Origin of the sequence: Corynebacterium hesseae (genome assembly GCF_037850265.1) — a bacterium.
Taxonomy (GTDB): Bacteria; Actinomycetota; Actinomycetes; order Mycobacteriales; family Mycobacteriaceae; genus Corynebacterium; species Corynebacterium hesseae.
The window spans coordinates 50,620-73,858 of record NZ_CP137211.1; the positions used below are offsets into that span (position 1 = coordinate 50,620).

Here is a 23,239-nt window from a genome sequence, read left to right on the forward strand (position 1 = left end):
GAGCAGGGGTTTTGATTTCTAGTCCGTCAGGCACCCGTGCTAGATAAAGGTATGGCATCGACCTTGAGGCGGTGTCTTCTCACGGTCTTACCACGATCCAAGGAGATTGACGTGAAACGAGCAGCGATCGCAGCCGCCGCCCTTGCCCTCGCCCTCACGGGGTGTTCGGCCGCCGACCCGGAACCCACCGCCGACGGGACGGTGTCCCAGGATACATTCCTGACTACCCATGGCCTGGCCGGCATGGACGCGGTGGAGATCATTGATCACCTCGACCGGCAGAAGGTCACGGAGCGTCCCACGGATCTGATCGCCTCAGTGCGTGCCGATGAACTGCTGCTCTCGAGCGATGACCAGGAAGTCGTGGTCGATCTTCCCGACAATCAGACGTATGTCTCGATCGCACCCTATCTCACCTCCACCCACGACTGCTTCTACCACAGCCTCACGACCTGCCTGGGGGAACTCGACAATGAGGATATCCAGGTCACGATCACCGATGAGGCGACCGGTGAGGTGCTGGTGGACGAGGCGACAACCACCTTCGACAACGGGTTTATTGGCTTCTGGCTTCCCGATGATGCCACCGGCCTGATTGAGGTCAGCTACCAGGGGCGTACCGGCACCACGGAGTTTTCCACCGCCGACGACGGTGCCACCTGCGTCACAGACCTGCGCCTGACGTGATGGCTCAGCAGGGTCCTCACCTGCACCTGTCTCCCGTGTCACTGAAATCTAGCACCAAGGAAGGTTAAATCATGATGAACGCGTTTCCCCGACGACAGTTTCTGCTCGGCGGGCTCGTCCTCGCCGGCACCGGGGCCGTGGCCGCCTGCACCAGCGACCCTGGACCCGCTGCTTCGGCACCAGGTTCCTCTCTTCGCCCCACTCCCACCCCCACTGCGCTCGGCGAGCCGACGGTGCGCCGGACACTGACCGCCCGGCCCCTCTCTCTGGATATCGGCGGTATCGAAGCCAAGACGTGGGGATACGTCTCTGACACCGGGGATACGGCCATTGAGGCCACCGTCGGCGACGTCCTCCAGGTCGATATCACCAATGAACTGCCTGAGAGCACCTCCATCCACTGGCATGGCATCGCACTCCACAACGCAGCCGACGGTGTGCCCGGCATGACCCAGGACCCCATTGAACCTGGCGAGTCTTTCTCCTATGTTTTTGAAGTCCCCCACGGTGGCACCTACTTCTACCATTCCCACTCCGGCCTGCAGCTTGATCGCGGCCTCCACGCCCCACTGATCGTCCGTGACCCGCAAGACGCTGAGGACCAGGACGTCGAGTGGACCATCGTGCTCGACGACTGGGTCGATGGCATTCAGGGCACTCCCGACGATGAGCTCGACAAGCTCACCGGAATGGGCTCGGGCGACCATAACGGGAAGAAGGGGATGGGAGGCCACGGCCATATGATGCACGGCACCCCGGACCGGGTACTGGGCGGGGATGCCGGCGATGTGATGTATCCGCACTACCTCATCAACGGACGTATCCCCCGTGCTCACCGGACCTTCGAGGCTCGCCCGGGTGACAAGGCCCGCCTGCGGTTTATCAACTCCGGCGGTGACACCATCTTCAAGGTGGCCCTCGGTGGTCACCGCATGACCGTCACCCACACCGACGGCTTCCCCGTCCAGCCCCGGGAGACCGAATCGATCTACCTGTCGATGGGCGAGCGTGTCGACGTCGAGGTCATCCTCGGCGACGGCATCTTCCCGCTCACGGCTTTGGCGGTGGGTAAAGACGACCGCGCCTTCGCCGTCATCCGCACCGCCGGCGGCCAGGCCCCTCACCCCGATGTCGACTTCCCCGAGTTGTCGTCCACCGGACTGCTTCTGTCCTCCCTGAAGCCAGCAGACCGTGCACTCCTGCCCGAGGACACACCAGACCGAGAAGTCAGCATCGACCTGGGCGGGCAGATGATGCCGTATGAATGGAGCATTCTCACCGACGGCCAATCCTCCTCCGCGATCGTGCAGGCGGGCCAGCGCCTGCGGATGGTCATGCGCAACAGGACCATGATGCCCCACCCCATGCACATCCACGGTCACACGTGGGCGCTGCCCGGCAGCGGCGGGCTACGCAAGGACACCGTCCTTCTCCGCCACGGTGAAACCATGATCGCCGACCTGATCTCTGACAACCCCGGTGAGTGGGCATTTCACTGCCATAACGCCTATCACATGGAAACCGGGATGTTCAGCTCGCTTCGCTACGAGTAACCCGGCTCTTTTCCGCTTTGTCCTGCGGTATACAGCTAAGGTCGTTGTGCCCGTATATCGGGGACTCGGGAATTGTCCTTGATCCATGCTTCGGCATGAGGATCAATAAAGCTTGCCACCATTTGGATGGCGTTATCAACGGAGTCAAGATCTTCAAACTGCTGTCTGCTGCCAGGGGTTTTCTTCAACGCCTTCTTAACCTGAGGCCAGACGCTCGCCTGATAGTGACTGCTTAGGAGGAAGCGCCAAAAGTCGAAGCTGAGTTCAGCGATGATTTTTCCCAGTGGTGCATCCTTTTTCCCGGCCCGGTTCTTTGCTTTGCGGATATTCTTCTTTGCTGCATCGTTGAAAGGTATTCGATCGTCGTCAAACCATCGCTCGCCATACCTTCCGGTTAGGGCATTGTGAATGCTATTTCGGAGGAGTACTTCGAGGTGTTCGATGTCTGCGAGATAGGTCTTCGTGAGGTGAGTATTCCAAAGGTAGAGCGTTTCTGGTGATGGATGATCGGCGTACCTGCTCATTCGCGCAGATGAAAACCACTGGGACAGCTGTACTTGGGCTGGGCTTGGATTATCCATATGGATATGATAATGTGCGCTTTGAAAACCCCGGAACGATCCCTGCACTACGAAAGTAGGAGTAAATCGCCGGGGTTATTGATATCTTCGGGGAATTATAGCGGTCAGAAATTCGAAGTTTTTCGCCCTTATTTACCGTGAATGACAGTGACAGATTTGTGATCCCTTGGGCTTAGGAGTTGTGGCAGTAACAGCTACCTTTGAAGGATGATTACTAATGAACTCCGAGAATTACTGACCGTAGCCACGACCCATGCGCAGCGCTTCCACGACGAGGAAGATCACACCGTAGCCGCAGCCCTCCTGACTGAATCCGGCAAACACGTGCTCGGTTTGAACGCATACCATTTTCTCGGTGGCCCCTGTGGTGAAATCTCTGCCTTAGCTAACCACGCTGCTAGTCATCCCGAGGATCCCATCCGGGCGGTAGTCGCCGTCCACGGTCCGACTGGCCAGGTGCTTTCGCCCTGTGGAAAATGCCGCCAAGTGCTATTTGATACTGATCCGTCTATCCGGTGCATCGTGCGCGGAAGCAATGGACTTGAAGCACTCACCGTGGAAGAGCTCTTACCGTTCGCATATAACTGGCGTGACATGGACAAAGAGCAACGCATCTATATGTGGGAAGGCTACGAGGAATCAATTCGAAGCGGAGAAAAGCAACAAACCATTCGGGTGGATGACCCCTTCCACGAAGGAAGCGCCCAGATTGTCTTCGAGAAAGAATCCGGAGAGGTTGTCACCATTCCCGCAGAAGTCACTTCTGTCGTCTCTACCCAGCGGAGGTCCTTGACGGAGGAACAAGCCCGAAGAGATGGCTTTGGTTCTCTTGCTGAGCTCCACGAAGCGCTCGATACTCACTATCCCGGATTAGCTGAGGATGATGAGGTCGACGTCGTAGAGTTCACGCTCCGTAAGGCTTAACTACTTCGGTAAAGACGACGGGGAAAGGGTTTTGCCTAGACTGTCGGTATGTTCGGCCCCGCTTCCGCCCAGCCACCGCGGCTTATAGATTTCCCAGTGCTGCGGTTACCGTTTGTGGAGTTCGTGTTTGTTGGGCTGCTGGTGGCCGTCTTTTTCGTCGATACGCAAGGAACTGATGCTGAAAGTGGCTTCCTTGCGGTCTTTGTGGTTCTTCCCGCACTCGTGTTTCTGGGAATTGCCTACCTTATTTCCCTGCCCATGCAGCGGAAGGACATTACAGATTTCCGCCTAGATGCCGTTTTCGTCGTTATTGGGATGCTTGGTCTCTTCGGCTGGATCGGCCAGATGCTCATTGCTTTGCCCCTCCTGTGCTGCCTGCCCGTAGGGCTTTCAGCACTGATCCGCAGAGTCATCGCCTTTGCGTTGTGGAAGAAGGGTAAAGGCCCGCAACTGCCGGAATGAGGTTACGCGCTTTGCCAGCGCATCCTGCCATCAGAAGCGGGTGCGCACGTCATCGGGACACCTCTCTTTGATACGCCGCTTCCGCCATTGCAATACGCGCCGGGGTGAACGTAGTTCTCTTCAATGGCGGGTGCTTCATAAATAGCGGCGGCTTCTTGCACTGGGGGATTCGCAGCCATCATTTCGTCGGCGCACTGCTGTGTCCAGCCAGAGGTTCCATCGCTGAAGAATGTCGTTCCGGTTTCGTGTAGCGAGACATCACCGCAGGACTCGATGGTTTTCTCCATCGGAGTAGGTTGCGCCGCACCGGGCGCCTCGGTGAAGCCGATGACTTCTTCTTGCGGTTGATCCACGCCGATATCTTCGGCGCTTTCCTCGGCAGTGGGAAGGGTGGGGTGTGGGGCGTCTTCAGTAACGCTGGTGCTTGTGCTTGGCGACGTCTCACTCGCAGGGGTGGATTCAACGTCGAGAGAGGAACAGCCGCCGAGCACAAAGAGCGCAGAGGTAATACAGAGAAGTCGCTTCATTTCAGGTCCTTTGTTTATCTACCTCTATGGTAGTGACGGGTACTTTAGTTGCGCACAGGAATCACACAGTAGCTGGCCAGGCTCGGCGGATAAGCTAGTGCCTCATGAAAAACGGCTTTTTACAGCGCGCTTTCCTTGCAATCCTCCTCGGCACTGCCGCCCCCGTTCCGGCTCATGCCCAGACCATGGAGACCTCCGCCGCGCAGGATCTCGGAATCAACGATCCTGACTGTAAGCCCACGGGTTCCGTCACCGAACCCGTCGTTTTATTGCATGGGACTTCGGCAAATTCGGCCGAGTGGAATGACCTCATCCCGAAACTCAAGGATCAGGGGATGTGCGTGTGGGCCTTCGACTATGGCGCTGAAGATATCACGTACCAGAACGCCTATGACTACATGAAGGGTATTGCGGATCTAGATTCTTCAGGGCGCGAGATCGCCGGGCACATCGAGCACATCCGTGAGGTGACCGGAGCAAATAAAGTAAACCTCGTCGGCTTCTCCCAAGGCGGCCTGCACACCAAGACCTTTACGCAGCTCTATGGCTCAGCAGAAGAAGTGAACCGAGTTGTCACCATCGGTGCGAATTTTCACGGGACGACGTGGGGTGACAGAGCAACGCCCCTCAACACGGCGGCAAAAATTGCGCCCGCTGTGGTTGATTTCCTCGGCACCAGCGCTGGCATCGAGCAGTTGGAGGGCTCGGATTTTATGGAGAATCTCAACCAGCTTCCGGATACCGCGCCTGGTGTCACCTACACGTCCATCTACTCGCCGGCGGACAATACGGTGACACCGAATCAGACCTCTGAGCTCAGCGCTGTTCCGGGCGCGGACGTGGTCAACGTGGAATCGGCCCCAGTCGAACATGGAAATCTACCCCACGACCCGCGTGTGCACGAGCAGATTCTGTGGGGGCTCACGCGCTAGGCCGGGGTCGGTGCAGATTTGCGGGTGCGTGAAGCAATAACGAAGGTGGCCGTTAAGCAAATAGCTAGAGCCGCGAAGGGCATTGCATTCGACAGCCAGTAGGCGGTAGTGAAGGGGAGGGAATAGGCGGCGACGACGCGGATGATGGCCTCGAGTAGGAACACCACGCCCCACACGATAGTGATGTAGCGCTGGGAAGCGCGGAAGGTCGGGTATTTCCACAACCCGTTCCAGTAGGCGACGCCTTCCTGCGTTCCGTCGGTGCCAAAACGCTGGCCAAAGTAAAAGGCAAGGGGCTTGCCCAGGGCAAGGCTGCCGAGGAAGAGCAAGCCAATAATGCCGGTAACAACACTGCTCTTAACTAGCAGGAGGCGTTCATCGGTGCCACCGACCAGCGTGGCCAAGGCTGCAGCAACGTTGAAGGCAAAGATCAGTGCAGAAATCCCAGAAAAGGATTTTTGGCGCACATGTTGAATGATGCCGCCGAGCAGCGGGCCGATGCTAGCGGCTACGTAGGCGTAGACGTGGTTGCCGGTTGCAGAATCAACCAGTTGAAACAGGAGGATGGCCAGGCCAACGTCGAAGACGCCGAGAATGAGGAAGTTGAGCAGGCGCGGATTGAGACTCATGCCACATAGTGTGCCACAAAACCTACGAAACGGTTTGTTTGTGACACATAAAAACCTTAGGGTTGGGGCATGGCTGACGTTGGACCAGGAACCTTTGGATACCTCTGTGGGCTGGCCCGCCGCGAGGAGCTCCCCGGGCCAGTGCTGACACCGATCCTCACTGGGCTGGGCTTGTCGTCGGCCGGCGCGCGCACCTATCTGTCCCGCATGGTGCGTGCGGGTGATCTATCCTCGCGGCGAGCGGGGCGTTATTCCGTGTACTCCATGGTGGGCGACTACCTCGCGGAGTTTCGTCACCTAGGCTCGCCACGCGGCCTTCACTGGGAGGGGGCATTTCACACCGTTATCTTCGATATCGGCGAGGATCGCCGTACGGAAAGGGACGCGCTTTTGCGCGCCGCCCATGCCAGCGGTTTCCGGCAGCTGCGGCCCGGAGTCTTGGTGGGCGCCCACGCGCCGGGGGAGTGGGCGCAGAAAACCTTTATCGGCACCTGGTCCGTGGATGAGGGCACTGCCCGCGACGTTATTGCCACCGCGTGGGACCTTGAGGACAGTGCTGCCCGCATTCGCGCGCTGGGCGACGTCCCCCCTCTGCCCACCGATGACGTTGGCATCGTCGTCGAAACCACGCGCCGCCACGCCGCCGCCTTCGCGGCGCTGCGCCGCACCCCGCCCTTCCCCGCAGAGCTTCTCCCCGCCGATTTCCCCTCGGAATTACTGGTCAGCCGCCTGCGCATGGACATCACGCCGGCCTATCAGGCGATGGCGCGGCTGTTAGAGTCGTGGCCATGATCCAGGGAGCCATCGACGCGGAGGGCCGGTGCCGTCACTGGCACACGCTTGTCGACGTCATTGCGAACAAGTGCCACACCTGCGGCGGATGGTTCGCGTGTTCGCTTTGTCATGCGGAGCTAACAGATCATGACTTCGGACCCATGCCGAAGGACGAGCTGTGCGTCATGTGTGGGGCCTGCGGCCGAACAATGACCTACGCCGAATACTCAGCATATAAATGCCCCGCGTGTGGGCATGCCTTCAATACAGGCTGTGCGCTGCACGCGGGGACGTATTTCCGGTAGTCTTCTACGGCAAAAGCTGGGCCAGCGGGGTGCCCTCGACGAGGGTCTTGAGGTACGCCAGAATGTCCGGGACGTTGAAGGTGAAGTTGCCGATGGTCACCGGGAAGGTCGGAAAAGCGTTGTTGGCCGGGGCCTTATTGCCACCGTTTCCATTGTTGTTTGCCGGGGCTGGCTGGTTGTTGTGAGCCGGTGCGCCCTGGTTGTTGCCATTATTGTTCGCGGGGGCAGCATTGCCACCGTTCAGGCCGCAGCGAGCGATGGCCTCGTCGGCGCGGGCGACGGCGTCGCGGATCTCGGGACCACGCGGGTGGAAGTTGGCAGCAGCCAGCGCCTGGGACTTTTTGCTGTTGTAGTCAGACGGATTGGTGTAGTACTTGGTGGCTTGCTCACAGGAAATCTGGCCGGCCGGAACCTTGGCCAGGTAGTCATCCACCATGTCGGCGGAGGCGGTAGGGGCGGACAGGCCGATGGCAGCAGCAACGGAGCAGAGGACAAGCTTATTTCTCATGCGCCACATTGTGCCACAGCTTTTACACGTTTGCGTTAGTGCTCGCTTCCTAAGAAACGATTTACCAGCGAAAAATACGCCTTCACAGTCAAATCCAAGTCTTCCAGGTAGAGGTGCTCATCGTGGCTGTGCAGCTGAGAGTTTGCGCTGGCCATATCCCGATCCTCCGCATGCAGCGCGAAGCCATAGGCGTTGCCGCCGCGGCGACGAGCCACGCGCAGGTCGGAACCACCCGTCGCCAGCACCGGCAGCACCTCCTTATCCGGAAAAAATTCGTGGGCGGTCTCTTCAATGCAGCGCCACAGCTCAGTATCAGTCGAGGACTGTGTGGCGTCCTCCGTAATAAGGTGCTCGATCTCTACCTCCTCGGCCATATCGCCGAGGGCCTCACGCAGGAACTCGTCGAGCTCCTCCTGGGTCTGGCCAGGGAAGGGGCGGATATCCATCTCCAGGTAGGCGTGGGAAGGCAGCACGTTGATGGCGCCACCTGCGCGCAGGACGGTTTGGGCAATTGTCGTGTGCGAGAAGGCGTGGGCGTAGGCAGACAAATTACCGAACTTTTCGTAGTCGGCGGCGGTAGCGGAGCCGTCGAGAAGCGCTGCCTCCGTTGCGGGGTCGAAGCGGAAGGTCTTGACGAATCCCTGCCACACCTCATCCGTGGCCACTGGTGGCTCGGCGACGGCGATGCGGCGAGCAACTTCACCAATCTTGACGATGGCAAAGTCCTTCCCAAACGGCGTCGAGCCATGGCCGGCATCGCCATGCACGTGCAGACGGCGCTGGCCAGCACCTTTCTCACCCACGTTGAAGCCGAGCGCGCCGGGCAGGTGGCTGCCGCCGGTCTCCGAGAGGCAGTTGCGCACCGAGTAGGCCTCCGGGTGGTGCTTGTCCATCCAGATGGAGCCCAAACCGCCGCGGGCCTCCTCGTCCGCCATACCCACAAACGCCAGGGTGCCGCCGGGGTTGCCGCGCTGAGCCACATCGCGAGTCACCGCCGCCATCGTCGCCGTAATAAAGAGCATGTCCACCGCGCCGCGGCCGTAGAGCTTGCCATCCTCGATGACGGCGTCGAAAGGTGGCTTGGTCCACTTGGGCTCGTCGACGGGCACGACGTCGGTGTGGCCCATGAGCGTGAGCGGCTCCTTGTCCGGGTCACCCGGAACGGTCACCACGATGGTGACGCGGCCTGGGTGTGATTCATAGCGTTGAATCTCCACCGGGGTGCCTGCGAAAAACCGCTCCAACGTGTCGGCATTGCGGACCTCGTGGCCGGAATCCGGAGTGAGGTCATTCATGCAGGCATTGCGAATGAGCTGCTGAAGCAGTGCGAGGGTGTCGTCGTAGAGCGTGGAATCCATGGCCTAAAGGGTAGCCCGGACTACATAAAACCGGCAGATTTACCACAACTTGAACGGTGTTCAAGTAAGGTTTCCGGCATGAGCATCGTAGACATCGCACGCGAGAAGGCCCTGGAGCAGGGCATCGGCCTCAACGAAGAAGAACTCCTGCAGGTTCTCCAGATCCCGGATGAGCAGCTGGAAGAGATCGCGGACATCGCCCACAAGACCCGCCTCAAGTGGTGTGGTCCGGACGTGTCCGTGGAAGGCATCATCTCCATTAAGACCGGCGGCTGCCCGGAGGATTGCCACTTCTGCTCGCAGTCTGGTTTGTTCGAGTCCCCCGTGCGTGCCGCGCGCCTCAACATCCCGGAGCTGGTGGAGGCCGCCAAGAAGACGGCCAAGACCGGCGCCACGGAGTTCTGCATCGTGGCAGCTGTGAAAGCCCCGGATGAAAACCTGCTCTCCCAGGTTGCGGAAGCCATCCCGGCCATCCTCGACGAAGTGGACATCGAGATCTCCCTCTCGCTCGGAACCCTGACCCGCGAGCAAGCCCAGCGCCTCAAGGACATGGGCGCCCAGCGCTATAACCACAACCTGGAGACCTCCAAGTCCTTCTTCCCCAACGTGGTCACCACGCATACCTGGGAGGAGCGCAAAGAGACCCTCGAGAATGTCCGTGCAGTCGGCATGGAAGTCTGCTCCGGCGGCATCATCGGAATGGGCGAGTCCCTTGAGGACCGCGCCGAGTTCGCCTACCAGCTGGCCCAGATCGAGCCCTGCGAGGTGCCGATGAACTTCCTTGACCCGCGCCCGGGCACACCATTCGCGGACTACCCGCTGGTCCCGCTCGGTGAGGCACTGCGCGCCGTGGCCGCATTCCGCCTGGCCATGCCATCCGTGACCCTCCGTTTTGCAGGCGGCCGCGAGCTCTCCCTCGGTGACGACGGCACCGAAAAGGGCCTCCTCGGCGGCATCAACGCCATCATCGCCGGCAACTACCTGACCACGCTGGGCAAGCAGATCGAGAAGGACGTCGACATGCTCGGCCGCATCGACCTGCCTATCAAGGCCCTCTGATGAACAATTCGACGGAGCTGGCCGCTGCCGTACTCGCCGGCGAGGAGCCGCTGTTTCACCCCAACACTGGGAAACCACTGAGCGAGGAATTCACCTTGCACCCGGCAGCCGCGGCCGGCCTGGACGTCCCGCGCTATTGCCAGTTGTGCGGGCGCCGCATGGTGGTGCAGGTGCGCCCGGATGGTTGGAACGCGCGCTGTTCGCGGCACGGCGAGCTCGACTCGGATCACCTTTATGAGGAGGCACTTCCGTAAGCTGGGGCACCATGGATCCCGCTGTTGCCCACGCCCATCAGTCTGCGCTGCGCTCGATTTCCCGCGTCGTCACCGAGATTGCGACCCCGACGCCTCCACAACAAGCGTTGAACGCCGTCGCCGAGCAACTGCGCCATGGCAACGTCATGGTCCTCACGGGAGCAGGTGTATCTACGGAATCAGGCGTGCCGGATTACCGCGGCCCGAACGGCTCCCTCAGCCGGCACCGCCCCATGACCTACCAGGAGTTCCTGCACGACCCGCAGGCCTCCCACCGCTACTGGGCCCGCGCCTTTGTGGGCTGGCGGGTCATGCAGGCCGCACACCCCAACCGCACGCACTACGCTTTGGTCGAGCTCGAGCGCGCCGGGCTTCTCACGGGCGTTGTCACGCAGAACGTTGATGGCCTGCACGAGGAAGCTGGGCAGCGCAACCTCATCGCCCTGCATGGGGATATGCAGCACGTCGTGTGCTTGAGCTGCGGGTACGAAGAAGCACGCGCGGACTACGACGCCCGCGCGGCCACAGCCAACCCGGAATTCCTCCAACGCTGGGCAGTCAACAAAGCGGACGTGAACCCCGACGGCGACGTCGCCCTCAGCGAGGAAGCAGTGGAAGAATTCGTCATGCCCGGCTGCGTGCAGTGCGGCTCGCAGCGCCTGAAGCCAGACGTAGTCTATTTCGGTGAGCCAGTGCCTACCTACAAAAAGGACGCCGCCTATGCGATGGTCAACGCGGCGGACTCGGTGCTCGTTGCCGGTTCTTCGTTGGCGGTCATGAGCGGCTTTCGGTTCGTCCTAGAGGCCAAGAAACAAGGCAAGCGCGTGGCCACCATCAATGGAGGGCCGGGACGCGCCGACGATCGCGTCGACACCCTGTGGCGCACCCAGGTGGGCCCGGCTTTCGACGCGATCCTGGATGAGCTAGAACTCTAAAGCTGCTCCAGTTCTTCGAGCACCACGTGGCATACCCGCTTGTCCAAGGGCATGTCTTCGTGGCGGATTATCGCGCGGCGCTCGATGTCCTGGATGTAAATGTTGCGCACCTGAGGGCCGTTGAGGAAGCAGGTGTTGGGTGGAACCACGACGGCATCGGAGCGCGTGGCGATGCACGTATAGCTCACACCGGGTTCGACCTCACTGTCGCGGTTCGTTGCCTCCACGACCTCGCTGCCGACTACTTGCTGCATGCCGGCGGGGCCAAACCAGCCGTCGATAAGCGTGCGCACGACCTCCTCCTGGCGCTCGCCACGGAAGAGGGGGCTGGCAATTCCGCCCTGGGTCGTTCCGTGGTTGGGCGCACTGATGCAGACGACGTGCCGTACAAACCCCGCGCTATCGTGCATGCGCATCCAATAGCGAGCCAATAACCCACCTTGTGAATGCCCCACGAGGATCACCTTTTCCGCGCCGGTGACGGCAAGGACGGCGTTGATGTAGGCGTCGAGCTGCCGGGCGGATTCCTGCAGGGGAGCGGTGGCGCGGGTCCCGTAGTCAGGGGCGAAGGTGGCCCAGCCAGCGGCGCGGAGCATGTCTGCGAGGACTTGCCAGACGCCTTTGCTGTCGCAGGTTCCGTGGATCAAAATAACCGGCCAGGGTCGTTCGGCGGTGGGGCGCGCGGACCAGTCGTCTTCGCACACGCCTCGCGTCCGCCTGCGGGCACCGAGGGGGAGTGTGGTCATGGGATTGCAGTTTACCCTTGACGCCCCTCCAACTTTTTTACTAAGCTAAGGCTTGCCTAATACGGGCCGGGCGGTGAGCTCCACACCGCACGCGTTACCGGATTAGTCATGGGGATAGAGCCCGCCGCCTCACCGCGGCGGGCTTCTTTCATGGATACACTCGCGAGCATGACCGACCTGCAGCATGTCCACTCCGTCAATGAAGCGATTTCCCGCCTCAGCGAGCTCTATGACAGTTCTTGCGAGCTGGCACGTCACGCTCTCGCCTCGGGGGACCACGACGCCTACCGCCACGTGGTCTACCCGAAGATCACCGTGGATATCCGCCAATGGACACCCATCGACCGCTCTGAGCCCTTCGGCTACGTGGACCAAGAGGGCCGCTACTCGGCAGTGATATCAAAACCATGGCTGATTCGTAGTTACCTCACGGAGCAGCTCACGCGGCTCACCAATAACTACCCCTGCGATATCTACGTCGGTCAATCGGATGAGCGCATCCCGCCGGAATATATCCGGGGGATTACAGAAATTCCCCAGGACCGCGGCGATATACCCCGGCCCACCCTCGATGCGGTTCATGACGGGATCGTTGACGGCGCGTGGAAGGCCTTTCACGGGAAAGAAAAGCCGCTGTTCCACTTCGGCCCGCAGCGCTTCGACATCGCCTGTGCTCGCATCGAGCACTACACCGGCATCGAGGTGGACACCGTGCAGAAGTACATCCTGTTCACCAACTACGCCATGCACACCACCGAGTTCGTCAAGTTCGGCCTGCGCGAACTCTCACGTGAGGATTCACGCTACACCGCGCTCGTGCTGCCCACGGGGGAGACCATCCACTCCAATGACGCGGTGCTTCTCGACGTCGACGAGCTCACCCTCACCTCCCGCTACCAGATGCCCCGTTTTGATCTCATCACCGCCGGCGGAGATGGCATCACCATGATCAACATTGGCGTGGGCCCCTCTAACGCCAAGACCATCACAGATTGCCTGGCGGTGCTGCGCCCGGAGGCCTGGATCATGATCGGCCACTGCGCAGGGCTCGATGGCCGCATGCGCATCGGCGACCTCATCCTGGGCAATGCTTATCAGCGCGAGGACCACATCCTCGATGGCACCGTCACCACCAGCAACCCGATTCCCGCCATTCCAGAAATCCAGCGCATGCTGGAGGCCGCCGTCGAAGAGGTCTATGGGAAAGACAATTCGCTCATGCGCACCGGCACGGTGCTCTCCACCGATGACCGCAACTGGGAGTGGCGCACCTCCCGGGACTTGTGGGAATGGCTGCGCCACTCCACCGCGGTGGCCGTGGACATGGAATCCTGCACCCTCGCTGCCAACGGCTACCGCTACCGCATCCCGTATGGCACTCTGCTGTCGGTGTCCGATCTACCTTTGCACGCCGTGCCCAAGCTTCCCGCCCAAGCGCAGGCCTTTTACTCGAACTCGAAGGAAGCCCATGTCATGTGTGCGGTGCGCGCGGTGGAGGCTTTGGCGGAGAATCCGGAGCGGCTGCGCACCCGCAAACTGCGCCGAACGGTGGCGGAGGTTCCGTTCCGCTGAGGTAGATGATTAGACTGAGGGAAATGCACAATCTGGCGAAGGAGACCTAGACGATGAGCACCCCGGAGTGGTGGAACCCGGAACGCGAGAACCTGACGTGGGAGGTCTTCGGTGAGGCCAGCCGCTACCTTTCGCAACAAATCGTGGATTCGGGCTGGTTCCCGGATCTCATCGTGGGCGTGGCCCGCGGAGGCCTGATCCCTGCAGGCGCTATTGGTTATGCCATCGGCGTCAAAGAAATGGGCGCTATCAACGTGGAGTTCTACACCGATATCGGTGAGACCCTGCCGGAGCCGATTCTCCTTAACCCGCAGCTGGATACGGATTCGCTCAAGGACAAGAAGGTCCTCGTCGTCGATGACGTAGCGGATTCCGGAAAGACCCTCGACCTCGTGGTCAACCTGCTCGAGCAGACCGCCTCCGAGGTCAAGTCCGCCGTCATCTACACCAAGCCGACCACCATTTTTGAGCCGGACTTCTCGTGGAAGAAGACCGACCAGTGGATCAACTTTGCCTGGTCGGTCCTGCCGGTCATCACCCGCGATGGTTCCTTCAAAGACGGCCACTAATGTCTGACCGTTCCGCCGGTTCTTTCCGCGCGGCCTTCAGCTCGCCCGCCCGCTTCCGCAAGGAGATGTTTGGCGGGCTTGCTGTTGCGCTGGCCCTCATCCCGGAAGTCTTAAGTTTCTCCATCCTCGCCGGGCTCGACCCCAAGGTGGGGCTCTTCGCCTCCGTCATCATGGCGATGTCCATCGCCATCACTGGCGGGCGCCCAGCCATGATCTCCGCTGCAGCTGGTTCTGTCGCCGTGGTTATCGCGCCCCTGGCCCACGAGCATGGCCTGCAGTACGTGCTCCTGACCATCTGGATGGCGGGCATCCTGCAAGTAGTGATGGCAATGCTGGGCGTCGCCAAGCTCATGCGTTTCATCCCCCGCAGCGTCATGCTGGGTTTCGTCAACGCGCTGGGCATCCTCATGTTCACCGCGCAGCTGGGTCACCTGTGGCAGGTGCCGTGGCTGGTCTATCCTCTCGTTGCTCTGGGCCTCGTCATCATGGTGGTGTGGCCGCGAATCACCACGGTGATCCCCGCGCCCCTCGTGGCGATTGTGGTTGTCACCATGTTGACTGTGATTTTCGGCTGGCAGGTTCCCGACGTCGCGGATCAAGGCGAGCTGCCGACTTCCCTGCCCGGTTTCGTCATTCCAGACGTGCCGTTTAGCCGCGATACCTTCCTCCTCTGCCTTCCCTATGCATTGGGCGTGGCCCTCGTCGGACTCATGGAATCCCTGCTCACCGCCAAGCTTGTCGACGACCTCACGGATACCCACTCCGATAAAACGCGCGAATCCGTAGGCCAGGGCATCGGCAACATGCTCGCCGCCGCCATCGGCGGCATGGGCGTGTGCGCGATGATTGGCCAGACCATGATCAACGTCAAGGAATCCCAGGCACGCACGCGCTTGTCGACGTTCCTCGCCGGCGTCTTCCTCCTTATCCTCATCCTCGTGTTGGGGGACACCGTAGGGAAAATCCCCATGGCTGCTCTTGTGGCGGTCATGTTCATGGTGTCCTTTCACACCGTGGATTGGCGCTCGGTGCGCACGATTCACCGCATGCCTCTGAGCGAAACCCTCGTCATGCTGGTGACGGTGATTGGCACCTTGGCCACGAATAACCTGGCGGTCGGTGTGATCCTCGGTGTGCTCACTGCCTCGGTGGCCTTTGCACGCCGCGTCGCCCACCTCGTGTCGGTGGAGCTAGAGGGCAACGTTTATACCGTGCGCGGCCAGCTCTTCTTCGCCTCTTCGAACGATCTGGTCTATGCCTTCGACTACACCCTGCCGGTGGAGAAGGTCATCGTGGATTTCTCCGAGGCCGATATTTGGGACGCTTCGACCGTGGCTGTACTCGATTCCGTCCAGAGCAAGTATGCGAGCCGCGGAATAGCGGTGGAATTCCGGGGCCTCGATGGCGCAAGCCTTCAGCGCTATCAGAGGATTTCTGGTTTGGGTTAGGTAAACCTACCAGAAAAAGTGTTATGACGTGCGAGTTTGCTTAAGATCGCCTTGCTAGCGCGTCCTGAGTTTTCCTGTATTGTGGGTAACACAAAAACGGATGAAAGGAAGCACCCTCATGGATGAGAAACTGCAAACGCTCCTCAACGCCCAGGTCAATAATGAGCACGGCGCAGCCCTGATTTACACTCAGCTGGCCTACGAGATGGACAACCTGTCCTTCCCAGGCATGCGCGATTGGTTCTTCAAGCAGGCAGAGGAAGAGCGCGAGCACGCACAGAAGTTCGCCGAGCACCTGTTGGACCGCGGCTACCGCGTCGAGCTGGAGGATATCCAGGTCGGCTCCGTCAAGGCCGCCACCCCGCTCGATGCTTTTGAGGCATCCCTCGCGCATGAGCAGAAGGTCTCGGAGCAGATCCGAGAGATCGCCCGCACCGCAGATGCGGCTGGGGACCTGGATTCCCGTGGTCTCATCAACTGGTTCCTCGAGGAGCAGGTTGAGGAAGAGTCCTCCGTGTCTGAGATCATTGACCAGCTCAAGCTGGTGGGCAATGACGGTTCTGGCCTGCTGCGCGTCGATGGCTCGCTGGCGCAACGGTAACGAAGCCATATAGTTTGCGCGGATTCTCCCACGGCCCCCTGCGGTTGGTGGGAGATTTTTTTTATGACTACAACGCGCCTCATGCTCATCTGCGGTGCCCTTGCCGGGCTAGCGATTGCATTGGTCGGTGGCATGTGGCTGGCGGCAACCAACATGGCTCTGGGAACCTTTTTCTTCGCCCTCGCCGTGATGCTCGGCCCATTTGCGGGCCTCGCCCTCTTATTGTGCGCCGCCGCGGCGGCGACGGCGCTGAGCCGCTCCCTGTTTAGCGTCGGCGGCTTGTTCCTAGTGGGGGCAACCTCGACGCTGTTGGCACATGGCACACTATCGCTTCCGCTTTTCGTAGCGGGCACGCTGACTGGCGCTCTTGCGGTCTGGCTACACTGGGCGCATGGCCACTTTGCTCTTCGACCTCTACGGCGTGCTCATGCGGTCAGCTACGCCCGCCGGGAACGCTGAGCTGGAGGATTACCTCCGTCCCGACAATGTAGAGCACTTTTGGTCTCTTTATGAGGAGTTTCGCCCTGCATATGACGCTGGGCACCTGAGCGATGCGCAATATTGGGGCCGCATTCGCGCGCTGGCCGGTCTTGCTCCTTTTGATGTCAGCCACGCTATCGAATTGGACACCGAGCATTTGCTGGTAGCCGACGAAGAAATGGTTCGTGCGGTCCTAGGGTTTATTGGCCAAGGCCATAGTGTTGGCATCCTGGCGAATGTGCCAGCGGCATTGGGAACCAGGATCCGCCAGACGCAGCCCTGGCTGGAAGAATGCGCCGCCGTGACGCTGAGCTGCGATATCGGGGTGGCCAAGCCGGATCCGGAAGCCTACCTCGTGGCCGTGGATGCCCTCGGGGCCCAGGCCAAGGACACCCACTTCTTCGACGATCGGCCGGACTTCGTCGCCGGTGCTCAGCACCTTGGGCTCAAGGCCCACCTTTTTACGGGAATTACTTCAATCCCCTTCTAGGCAGCTTTGGCCTCGCGGCCGAGATCGAGCGGCACCCGCAGCAGAGGATCCAGCGCCACAGCGCGGGTGCAGGCGCGAACAATCTCGGTGTGCGAGGGAACCATGCGCAGCTCCACTGGGTGGTCGGTGGCCTGGCGTACAGCGGAAGCAAAGAGCTTCGGCGCTGCCGGATCATCTGAGAAGGCGCCGCCGGCTACCACGAGGGTGTCCGGTTTATGCTCAGCCAAAAGCTCAGCGGCGGTGGCGCCGAGGGAGCGCGCGCGGTCGTCGAGAAGCGCTCGCGTCTCATCGTCAGCATTCGCAACCACGTCTGGGAGGGAGTCACCGCCAGTTGCAGAGAGTACCGCCTGCGTAGCGAGAGAGTCAGGGTCATCGATGTCGAGTTGCACGATCTCATCGCCGACTGTGAGCGCCGCACCAACGGAGTCATCCGCGTAGAGCACCATGACGGGCTTCTCCGCCCCCATCTCTGTCGACTGCGTCTCTGAGCCGAGGATGGCCGGGATGACGGAAGACACAACTACCGGAACACCGAACTGATACTCCAGGCGGCTGGCGATGTCCATTTCGTCCCACCCCAGGTTGTGGGCGGTGATGCGCCCGGCCTCGTTGACGCTGCCGGAGGTGGTCACGCCGACTGACACCAAGCGGCGATCCAGGCCGGCCATGAGGCGATTAACGCCAGCGATGATGTGCTCGATGACGTCACTCGCGCTCAGGCGAGAAACCGGTGTAGCCACGTCTTCCTCGCGGAGTGTGCGTCCCTGCGTGTCAAAGAAGGCGATGTGGGTAAAGGCGGTACCGACGGCAATGCCGGCCAGCATCCAGTCATTATCCGCTACCTCCAAGGGCACTGTGGGGCGCCCGCGACCGCGGGACTGCGTCAAATCCGTGCGCTGGCGGATCAGTCCAGCACCCAAAAGCGCGGCGGTGGCGCGGGTGATTGTGGGCTGGGAGAGTCCCGTGGCTTCGACAAGTTCACTGCGGGTGACAACGGGGTTGAGTCGAATGATGTGGAGGCACTTCGCCGCTGGGGTGCGGGGGCGCGTGAACACGGGACCGGATTTAATCATGGCGTCAAGTATAAATTCACCAGACCGCATTGTCTAATAGAAATTAGGATTCAGTAGACATCATGGTCTAGAAATGCGCCTGCGATAGAGTGATACCCATGGATTCTGTTGCTGTGTACTGCGGCTCCGCCGCCGGAAACTCTGAGGCCTATAGCCAAGCCGCGCACCATTTGGGGGAGGAGCTCGCGCGCCGAAACCTCACCCTGGTCTATGGCGGTGGTGACGTAGGCCTGATGGGTATCGTTGCGGACTCCTGCCTTGCCGCCGGCGGAACCGTCATTGGAGTAATCCCGCGCCAGCTCGTCGATTACGAGCTTTCCCACCAGCGGGTAACCCAGCTCGAGGTGGTCGACACCATGGCCCAGCGCAAGACGCGCATGGAGGAGCTCGCCGATGCCTTCGTGTGCCTGCCGGGTGGCGTGGGGACCTTGGAGGAGCTCACCGAGGTCCTCACCTTGCAGCAGTTGGGGAACATCGATGGCCCGGTGGGACTCGTAGACGTGAACGGCTACTGGCAGCCGTTTACAAAAATGTACTCCGCAATGGTGCAGGAGGGGTTTGTTCAAAAACGCTTCCTCGATGCGCTCGTGGTCAATGCCGATGCAGCTGAAGTGCTGAACGAATTCGCATCCTGGGTGAGCCCGGGTAGCAAGTGGAGCAACAATTAGCTAACAACCTGGTAAATAAGGCGGCGCCGGGTTGGCCCAAAGCCCCAGATCTTCGTTAGACTTCGCCCTTATGAGTTTTGACCAGAACGCAGAGCGCCAGCCTTCGCTGCTGGACGCGTCGTGCGATAACTTCGTCCACGACCTCGCGCAGCTCACGCCCACCGATGCCACCGCGTGGGGAATCCCCGGCTTCGATGGGGAGCTGGAGGATTTCTCCCCGGAGTACTACTCCTCCGTGGCGGATCGCACCCGTGAGATGATGGCGGATCTCGATGCACTCGATGACACCACCGACGAATCCGACGATGACGACGATTTCGACGAGGTGGACTACGTCACCGCCGCCGTCCTGCGCGACCGTCTCTGCCTGGATCTTGACCTGCACCATGCTGGTGAGGACATCCGTTGTCTTAACAACATTGCCTCGCCGGTGCAGACCATCCGCGACACCCTGATGCTCATGCCGAAGGACACTCCGGAACAGCTCGACGCCCTGCGTTCGCGTCTGTCGAAGGTGCCGGCATCCCTCAGCGGCTACAAGGAGTCCCTCACCGAGGCGGCGTCGCGTGGCATGGTGGCCCCGCAGCGTCAGATCTCCGATGTCTTCGTGCAATGCGAGCGGCTTGCCGACGCCGGCTCCATGCTCGAGGATCTAGGCGTCGAGGGCCCCGAGGTGGACGCCGCCAAGGAAGCCTTCGGCGAATTCGCCGATTGGCTCTCCAACGAGCTCCAGCCGCAGGCCCCATCCCAGGACGCGGTGGGTCGCGAGCGCTACGAACGCTTCTCCAAGCTTTTCGTCGGTGACACCGTGGACCTCGACGAAGCCTATGAGTGGGGCCTGGACCAGGTGCGCTCTATCAGGGCGGAGCAAGAAAAGATCGCCCACGAGCTCTATGGCTCCGACGTGACGGTCCGCGCCGCGATGCGCAAGCTCAACGAGGAGGAGCGCTACCAGCTCCACGGCACCGACGCGCTGGTGGAGTGGATGCAGTCCACTGCGGACCGCGTCATCAAGGACCTCGACGGCAACGCCTTCGACATTCCGGAGGCCGCTAAAGAAATCGAGTGCTGCATCGACCCGGCAGGTACCGGCGGTATCTTCTACACCTCGCCGTCGGATGACTTTTCCCGCCCCGGCCGCATGTGGTGGTCCGTACCTGCTGGTCAGGAGCTCTTCCACACCTGGCAGGAGCTCACAACCGTCCACCATGAGGGCGCGCCGGGCCATCACCTGCAGATTGGTGCCGCGCTGACGCAGCCTGACCTCAACCTGTGGCGCCGCGCGGTGACGTGGAACTCCGGCCATGGCGAAGGCTGGGCCCTGTACGCGGAAGCGCTCATGGCGGAGCTGGGTTACATGGATGACCCGGGCTTCCGCATGGGGCTTCTCGACGCCCAACGTTTCCGCGCCGCCCGCGTCGTGGTGGACATCGGACTCCACTTGGGTAAGCCCTTACCGGACTGCACCGCGTCCGGTGTCTGGGATAAGTCCCACGTCAAGACCTTCATGCGTGAAAACACCGCGATGGATGATGCCAACCTCTCCTTCGAGGTCACCCGCTACCTGGGTTGGCCGGGTCAGGCTCCGTCTTATGCCTTGGGCCAGCGCCTGTGGCAGCAAACCCGCGACGCTGCGGTGGAGCAGGGCATGGAAGTACGCGATTTCCACTCCCAGGCATTGGCCCTAGGCTCTGTGCCGATGTCGATCCTGCGTGAGACAATTCTGGACTAAAACCCCAGGTCGCTTCTTAGACTCTTGGATTTATCCACACCTGACTCTTGGATTTATCCACTTGTCGGGCTAACATGCGTGGTATGTACCTGCCCCGAATCGTTGATGCAGAAGTCGAGAGAGGGCTCCGTGTTTCGGGAGCCCTCTTCCTCAAAGGCCCCCGTGCAAGTGGGAAAACATCAACAGCACGCCAATTCGCAAAGTCCGTCATTCAACTTGACCGTGACTCCCCAGAAGCAAACCTTGCGCGCATGCAACCGGCTTTGGGGCTTCAAGGGGCGCGGCCGCGGCTTATTGATGAGTGGCAGGTTGTCCCTGCTATCTGGAATGAAGTGCGCCATGCAGTTGATGACTCACCGGAGAAAGGACAGTTTCTCCTTACAGGCTCCTCCACGCCCAATGACGATGCCACCAGGCATTCGGGCGCAGGCCGTATTCGTTCTATTCAATTGCGCACGTTGAGTTTGGCAGAGCGAGAACTTGCTGCTGAGCGGGTATCACTGGGCGCCATCATTGCTGGCAATCAAGAGCCTACAGCCGGGACGGACGCCACCGTGGCGGATTATGCCCGATGGATCGTTGCTGGTGGTTTTCCGGAGTTCTTTGACCTTGATCCGCTCGACGCGCAGGAAGGGATGGAATCCTACCTCACGGAGATGAGCGAGCACGATTATCCGGAGCTTGGCGGACCGCGCCGCCATCCGCGCCGTTTCCAGTCTTTCCTTCATGCCTATGCCGGACTAGTTGCCCAGCCGGCCACCGCTGCAGCGATTCGTAAACGCATAGGAGAACTCAGCAGCGCTACCTCGACACCAGCCGCAGAAACTGTGAACGTCATTCACGATTTTGCTACGCGCCTCTTCCTTATTGAGGATCAACCAGCTTGGTCACCGCGTACGAGGTCGAAGACTTCCATGGTCCAAATGCCTAAACGCCAGCTTGCCGATCCCGGTTTGGCTGCTGCTTTGTTGGGAACGGGTCCAGATAAACTGCTTGGGGATTTAGAGACATTAGGCATCCTCTTCGAGGCGCAACTTGTGCACGATCTGCGCGTCTATGCGCAGGCACTGCGTGCGCGCGGAGTATTCCACCTGAGGGATATGAAGGGGCGCGAAGAAATTGATGCAGTAGTGGAGCTTCGAGATGGTTCGTGGGTGGGATTTGAGGCGAAACTTTCGCACAACGAGGTCGATGCAGCGGCAGCACACCTTAAGCACGTAGCCGCTAAGCTTTCTTCGCCTCCAGCAGCGCTGATAGTTGTGATTCCCAGCGGTCCAGCTTTCCAACGTCCGGATGGGGTCTGGGTGGTACCACTAGCGGCGCTTGCGGAATAGCCCCAGAATCTGCGGCAGGTAGCCGGCGATGACCAGCACGATGATGAGTCGGATAATCTGCACGGCCACCACGGCGGGACCCGCCCCTCCTTCTGCGGACAGCGCGAGAACCGTCTCCAGCGCGCCGGGCGAGGTGGCGAGGTAAGCCTCAAAGTAGGTGATGTCCAGCCATGCGGTCAATGGCAGGGCGGTCAGCGCACACACGCCGATGACCACGACAATGAAGAGGATCGTCGCGGGCAGCTGCTTGGCGAAGGCCCGCAAGGCCGGCACGGAAAGCCCGCCACCGCAGACCCAGCCGATGGACATGAATGCCATGATCTTGAACACGTAGAGCGGCTCCAAAGTGTGGCCGGCTGGGATAATCTGCGCGACCAGCACCGTCAAGATGAGCGGACCTAGCACCGCAGCCGCAGGCAAACGCACGAGCTTGCCTAGCTTCTCACCAACCACGGCGATAGCGAGGGTCAGCAGCACAACCCACCACGTGACCTCGCCGTCAACGCTCATGTCAACGCCTTCGCCCGCAGGAGCATCTAACAAAGAAACCACCAAAGGGAGCGATACCGACACCGCCAGAAGGCGCAGATATTGCGTCAGCGCCACGTAGCGGTAGTCCGCACCCAGCTCGCTAGCCAGCGCGGGCATGAGCGAGGCCCCGCCGGGCAGCATGGATAAAATGCCCGTCTCCCAGGAAATATCCTTCGGCTGTGAGCGGTGTAGCAGAACACCGCCGGCGACACCGATAAGCACGGTGATAAGGGACATCGTCACCGCAGCCGGCACAAAGCCAATGAGGGTGGAGGCAGGCACAAGAGTCAGCGGTATGCCCGCCATCATTCCGATGAAACCGCGAGCGACAGAATAGAAGCGGTCGTTGACGGCGAGTTCCTTGCCCGTCGTCAGTGCCATGGCGCCGGAGACCACGATGGCGCCGAGGATCCAGGCTGCGGGTACGTGAAGGTAGCTAAACAATGCCCCGAGAGCCACAGATCCCGGGGCAACGATGGCCCACCTTGCACGCACAGACATGCAATC

27 protein-coding genes are annotated in these 23,239 nt (G+C 60.7%); 19 read left to right on the top strand and 8 right to left on the bottom strand.

Annotated elements, in window-relative coordinates; all coding sequences use genetic code 11:
- The first annotated feature begins 111 nt into the window (after positions 1–111).
- Together R3O64_RS00255 and R3O64_RS00260 are read left to right on the top strand one after the other, a co-directional pair.
- Positions 112–687 carry a CueP family metal-binding protein gene (locus R3O64_RS00255; RefSeq protein WP_070520399.1) on the top strand — a complete coding sequence of 192 codons (576 nt, stop codon included), beginning with the start codon at positions 112–114 and terminating at the stop codon, positions 685–687.
- 71 nt (positions 688–758) lie between these two features.
- Positions 759–2,240: a multicopper oxidase family protein gene (locus tag R3O64_RS00260; RefSeq protein WP_070520396.1), complete on the top strand. Its 1,482-nt coding sequence runs from the start codon at positions 759–761 to the stop codon at positions 2,238–2,240.
- 35 nt (positions 2,241–2,275) lie between these two features.
- Here the strand turns inward: R3O64_RS00260 and R3O64_RS00265 are convergent, their stop codons facing one another.
- Positions 2,276–2,821: a hypothetical protein gene (locus R3O64_RS00265; RefSeq protein ID WP_154762294.1), complete on the bottom strand. Its 546-nt coding sequence runs from the start codon at positions 2,819–2,821 to the stop codon at positions 2,276–2,278.
- A 207-nt stretch (positions 2,822–3,028) separates the two neighbouring features.
- Here R3O64_RS00265 and R3O64_RS00270 point away from each other — a divergent pair, with 207 nt between their 5' ends.
- Both R3O64_RS00270 and R3O64_RS00275 read left to right on the top strand, forming a co-directional pair.
- On the top strand, positions 3,029–3,745 hold the full coding sequence (locus tag R3O64_RS00270) for an ASCH domain-containing protein (RefSeq protein ID WP_102234716.1): 717 nt from the start codon (positions 3,029–3,031) through the stop codon (positions 3,743–3,745).
- 48 nt (positions 3,746–3,793) lie between these two features.
- A complete protein-coding gene (locus R3O64_RS00275) occupies positions 3,794–4,207 on the top strand; it encodes a hypothetical protein (RefSeq protein WP_154762295.1) in 414 nt (137 codons plus the stop codon).
- 2 nt (positions 4,208–4,209) lie between these two features.
- Here the strand turns inward: R3O64_RS00275 and R3O64_RS00280 are convergent, their stop codons facing one another.
- Positions 4,210–4,734, bottom strand: a complete 525-nt coding sequence (locus R3O64_RS00280; protein WP_154762296.1) for a hypothetical protein — start codon at positions 4,732–4,734, stop codon at positions 4,210–4,212.
- A gap of 104 nt (positions 4,735–4,838) precedes the next feature.
- Here R3O64_RS00280 and R3O64_RS00285 point away from each other — a divergent pair, with 104 nt between their 5' ends.
- Complete coding sequence (locus R3O64_RS00285) at positions 4,839–5,666, top strand: alpha/beta fold hydrolase (protein ID WP_144676035.1); 828 nt, start codon at positions 4,839–4,841, stop codon at positions 5,664–5,666.
- Here R3O64_RS00285 and R3O64_RS00290 read toward each other — a convergent pair.
- Positions 5,663–6,295 carry a VC0807 family protein gene (locus R3O64_RS00290; RefSeq protein ID WP_339017086.1) on the bottom strand — a complete coding sequence of 211 codons (633 nt, stop codon included), beginning with the start codon at positions 6,293–6,295 and terminating at the stop codon, positions 5,663–5,665. The genes R3O64_RS00285 and R3O64_RS00290 overlap by 4 nt on opposite strands.
- Before the next feature lie 69 nt (positions 6,296–6,364).
- Here R3O64_RS00290 and R3O64_RS00295 point away from each other — a divergent pair, with 69 nt between their 5' ends.
- Together R3O64_RS00295 and R3O64_RS00300 are read left to right on the top strand one after the other, a co-directional pair.
- Positions 6,365–7,087, top strand: a complete 723-nt coding sequence (locus tag R3O64_RS00295; protein WP_339017087.1) for a hypothetical protein — start codon at positions 6,365–6,367, stop codon at positions 7,085–7,087.
- Positions 7,084–7,374 carry a CHY zinc finger protein gene (locus R3O64_RS00300; RefSeq protein WP_250223937.1) on the top strand — a complete coding sequence of 97 codons (291 nt, stop codon included), beginning with the start codon at positions 7,084–7,086 and terminating at the stop codon, positions 7,372–7,374. The genes R3O64_RS00295 and R3O64_RS00300 overlap by 4 nt, the downstream gene beginning before the upstream one ends.
- Positions 7,375–7,378: 4 nt before the next feature.
- Here R3O64_RS00300 and R3O64_RS00305 read toward each other — a convergent pair whose 3' ends face one another.
- Together R3O64_RS00305 and R3O64_RS00310 are read right to left on the bottom strand one after the other, a co-directional pair.
- Positions 7,379–7,882, bottom strand: a complete 504-nt coding sequence (locus tag R3O64_RS00305; protein WP_425248909.1) for a hypothetical protein — start codon at positions 7,880–7,882, stop codon at positions 7,379–7,381.
- Between the two features lie 35 nt (positions 7,883–7,917).
- Positions 7,918–9,240 (bottom strand): M20/M25/M40 family metallo-hydrolase, encoded by a 1,323-nt coding sequence (locus R3O64_RS00310; protein ID WP_339017088.1) that lies wholly within the window; start codon positions 9,238–9,240, stop codon positions 7,918–7,920.
- A 78-nt stretch (positions 9,241–9,318) separates the two neighbouring features.
- Between R3O64_RS00310 and bioB the strand changes: the two genes are divergently transcribed.
- From bioB to R3O64_RS00325, 3 genes are read left to right on the top strand one after another with little or no spacing between them, the layout of a single operon-like run.
- Positions 9,319–10,299: a biotin synthase BioB gene (bioB, locus tag R3O64_RS00315; RefSeq protein ID WP_070745377.1), complete on the top strand. Its 981-nt coding sequence runs from the start codon at positions 9,319–9,321 to the stop codon at positions 10,297–10,299.
- Complete coding sequence (locus tag R3O64_RS00320; RefSeq protein ID WP_101736513.1) at positions 10,299–10,553, top strand: hypothetical protein; 255 nt, start codon at positions 10,299–10,301, stop codon at positions 10,551–10,553. The genes bioB and R3O64_RS00320 overlap by 1 nt, the downstream gene beginning before the upstream one ends.
- An 11-nt stretch (positions 10,554–10,564) precedes the next feature.
- Complete coding sequence (locus R3O64_RS00325; RefSeq protein ID WP_339017089.1) at positions 10,565–11,488, top strand: Sir2 family NAD-dependent protein deacetylase; 924 nt, start codon at positions 10,565–10,567, stop codon at positions 11,486–11,488.
- Here the strand turns inward: R3O64_RS00325 and R3O64_RS00330 are convergent.
- Complete coding sequence (locus R3O64_RS00330; protein ID WP_339017090.1) at positions 11,485–12,234, bottom strand: triacylglycerol lipase; 750 nt, start codon at positions 12,232–12,234, stop codon at positions 11,485–11,487. The genes R3O64_RS00325 and R3O64_RS00330 overlap by 4 nt on opposite strands.
- A 168-nt stretch (positions 12,235–12,402) precedes the next feature.
- On the opposite strand from R3O64_RS00330, the gene amn reads away from it, so the two are divergent.
- From amn to R3O64_RS00360, 6 genes are all read left to right on the top strand, one after another.
- Positions 12,403–13,806 (top strand): AMP nucleosidase, encoded by a 1,404-nt coding sequence (amn, locus tag R3O64_RS00335; protein WP_070520364.1) that lies wholly within the window; start codon positions 12,403–12,405, stop codon positions 13,804–13,806.
- Positions 13,807–13,859: 53 nt separating this feature from the next.
- Positions 13,860–14,375, top strand: coding sequence for a phosphoribosyltransferase (locus R3O64_RS00340; protein WP_070520361.1), 516 nt, complete (start codon positions 13,860–13,862; stop codon positions 14,373–14,375).
- Positions 14,375–15,823, top strand: a complete 1,449-nt coding sequence (locus R3O64_RS00345; RefSeq protein ID WP_339017091.1) for a SulP family inorganic anion transporter — start codon at positions 14,375–14,377, stop codon at positions 15,821–15,823. The genes R3O64_RS00340 and R3O64_RS00345 overlap by 1 nt, the downstream gene beginning before the upstream one ends.
- A gap of 118 nt (positions 15,824–15,941) precedes the next feature.
- Entirely contained in the window at positions 15,942–16,424 is a 483-nt protein-coding gene (locus R3O64_RS00350) for a ferritin (RefSeq protein WP_070520355.1), read from the top strand.
- 63 nt (positions 16,425–16,487) lie between these two features.
- Entirely contained in the window at positions 16,488–16,883 is a 396-nt protein-coding gene (locus tag R3O64_RS00355) for a hypothetical protein (protein ID WP_070520352.1), read from the top strand.
- Positions 16,816–17,394, top strand: a complete 579-nt coding sequence (locus tag R3O64_RS00360; RefSeq protein WP_070520350.1) for an HAD-IA family hydrolase — start codon at positions 16,816–16,818, stop codon at positions 17,392–17,394. The genes R3O64_RS00355 and R3O64_RS00360 overlap by 68 nt, the downstream gene beginning before the upstream one ends.
- Here R3O64_RS00360 and R3O64_RS00365 read toward each other — a convergent pair.
- Positions 17,391–18,467, bottom strand: coding sequence for an ROK family protein (locus tag R3O64_RS00365; RefSeq protein ID WP_143334501.1), 1,077 nt, complete (start codon positions 18,465–18,467; stop codon positions 17,391–17,393). The two genes, R3O64_RS00360 and R3O64_RS00365, sit on opposite strands and share 4 nt — an antisense overlap.
- Positions 18,468–18,565: 98 nt before the next feature.
- On the opposite strand from R3O64_RS00365, the gene R3O64_RS00370 reads away from it, so the two are divergent.
- The 3 genes from R3O64_RS00370 to R3O64_RS00380 all read left to right on the top strand — a co-directional run bounded on the left by R3O64_RS00370 (position 18,566) and on the right by R3O64_RS00380 (position 22,201).
- Positions 18,566–19,135: a TIGR00730 family Rossman fold protein gene (locus tag R3O64_RS00370; protein ID WP_339017092.1), complete on the top strand. Its 570-nt coding sequence runs from the start codon at positions 18,566–18,568 to the stop codon at positions 19,133–19,135.
- Positions 19,136–19,205: 70 nt separating this feature from the next.
- Positions 19,206–20,867, top strand: a complete 1,662-nt coding sequence (locus R3O64_RS00375) for a DUF885 domain-containing protein (protein WP_339017093.1) — start codon at positions 19,206–19,208, stop codon at positions 20,865–20,867.
- Between the two features lie 83 nt (positions 20,868–20,950).
- Positions 20,951–22,201, top strand: coding sequence for an ATP-binding protein (locus tag R3O64_RS00380; RefSeq protein WP_339017094.1), 1,251 nt, complete (start codon positions 20,951–20,953; stop codon positions 22,199–22,201).
- Here R3O64_RS00380 and R3O64_RS00385 read toward each other — a convergent pair.
- Positions 22,181–23,233: an AbrB family transcriptional regulator gene (locus R3O64_RS00385; protein ID WP_425248910.1), complete on the bottom strand. Its 1,053-nt coding sequence runs from the start codon at positions 23,231–23,233 to the stop codon at positions 22,181–22,183. The genes R3O64_RS00380 and R3O64_RS00385 overlap by 21 nt on opposite strands.
- Positions 23,234–23,239 lie beyond the last annotated feature (6 nt).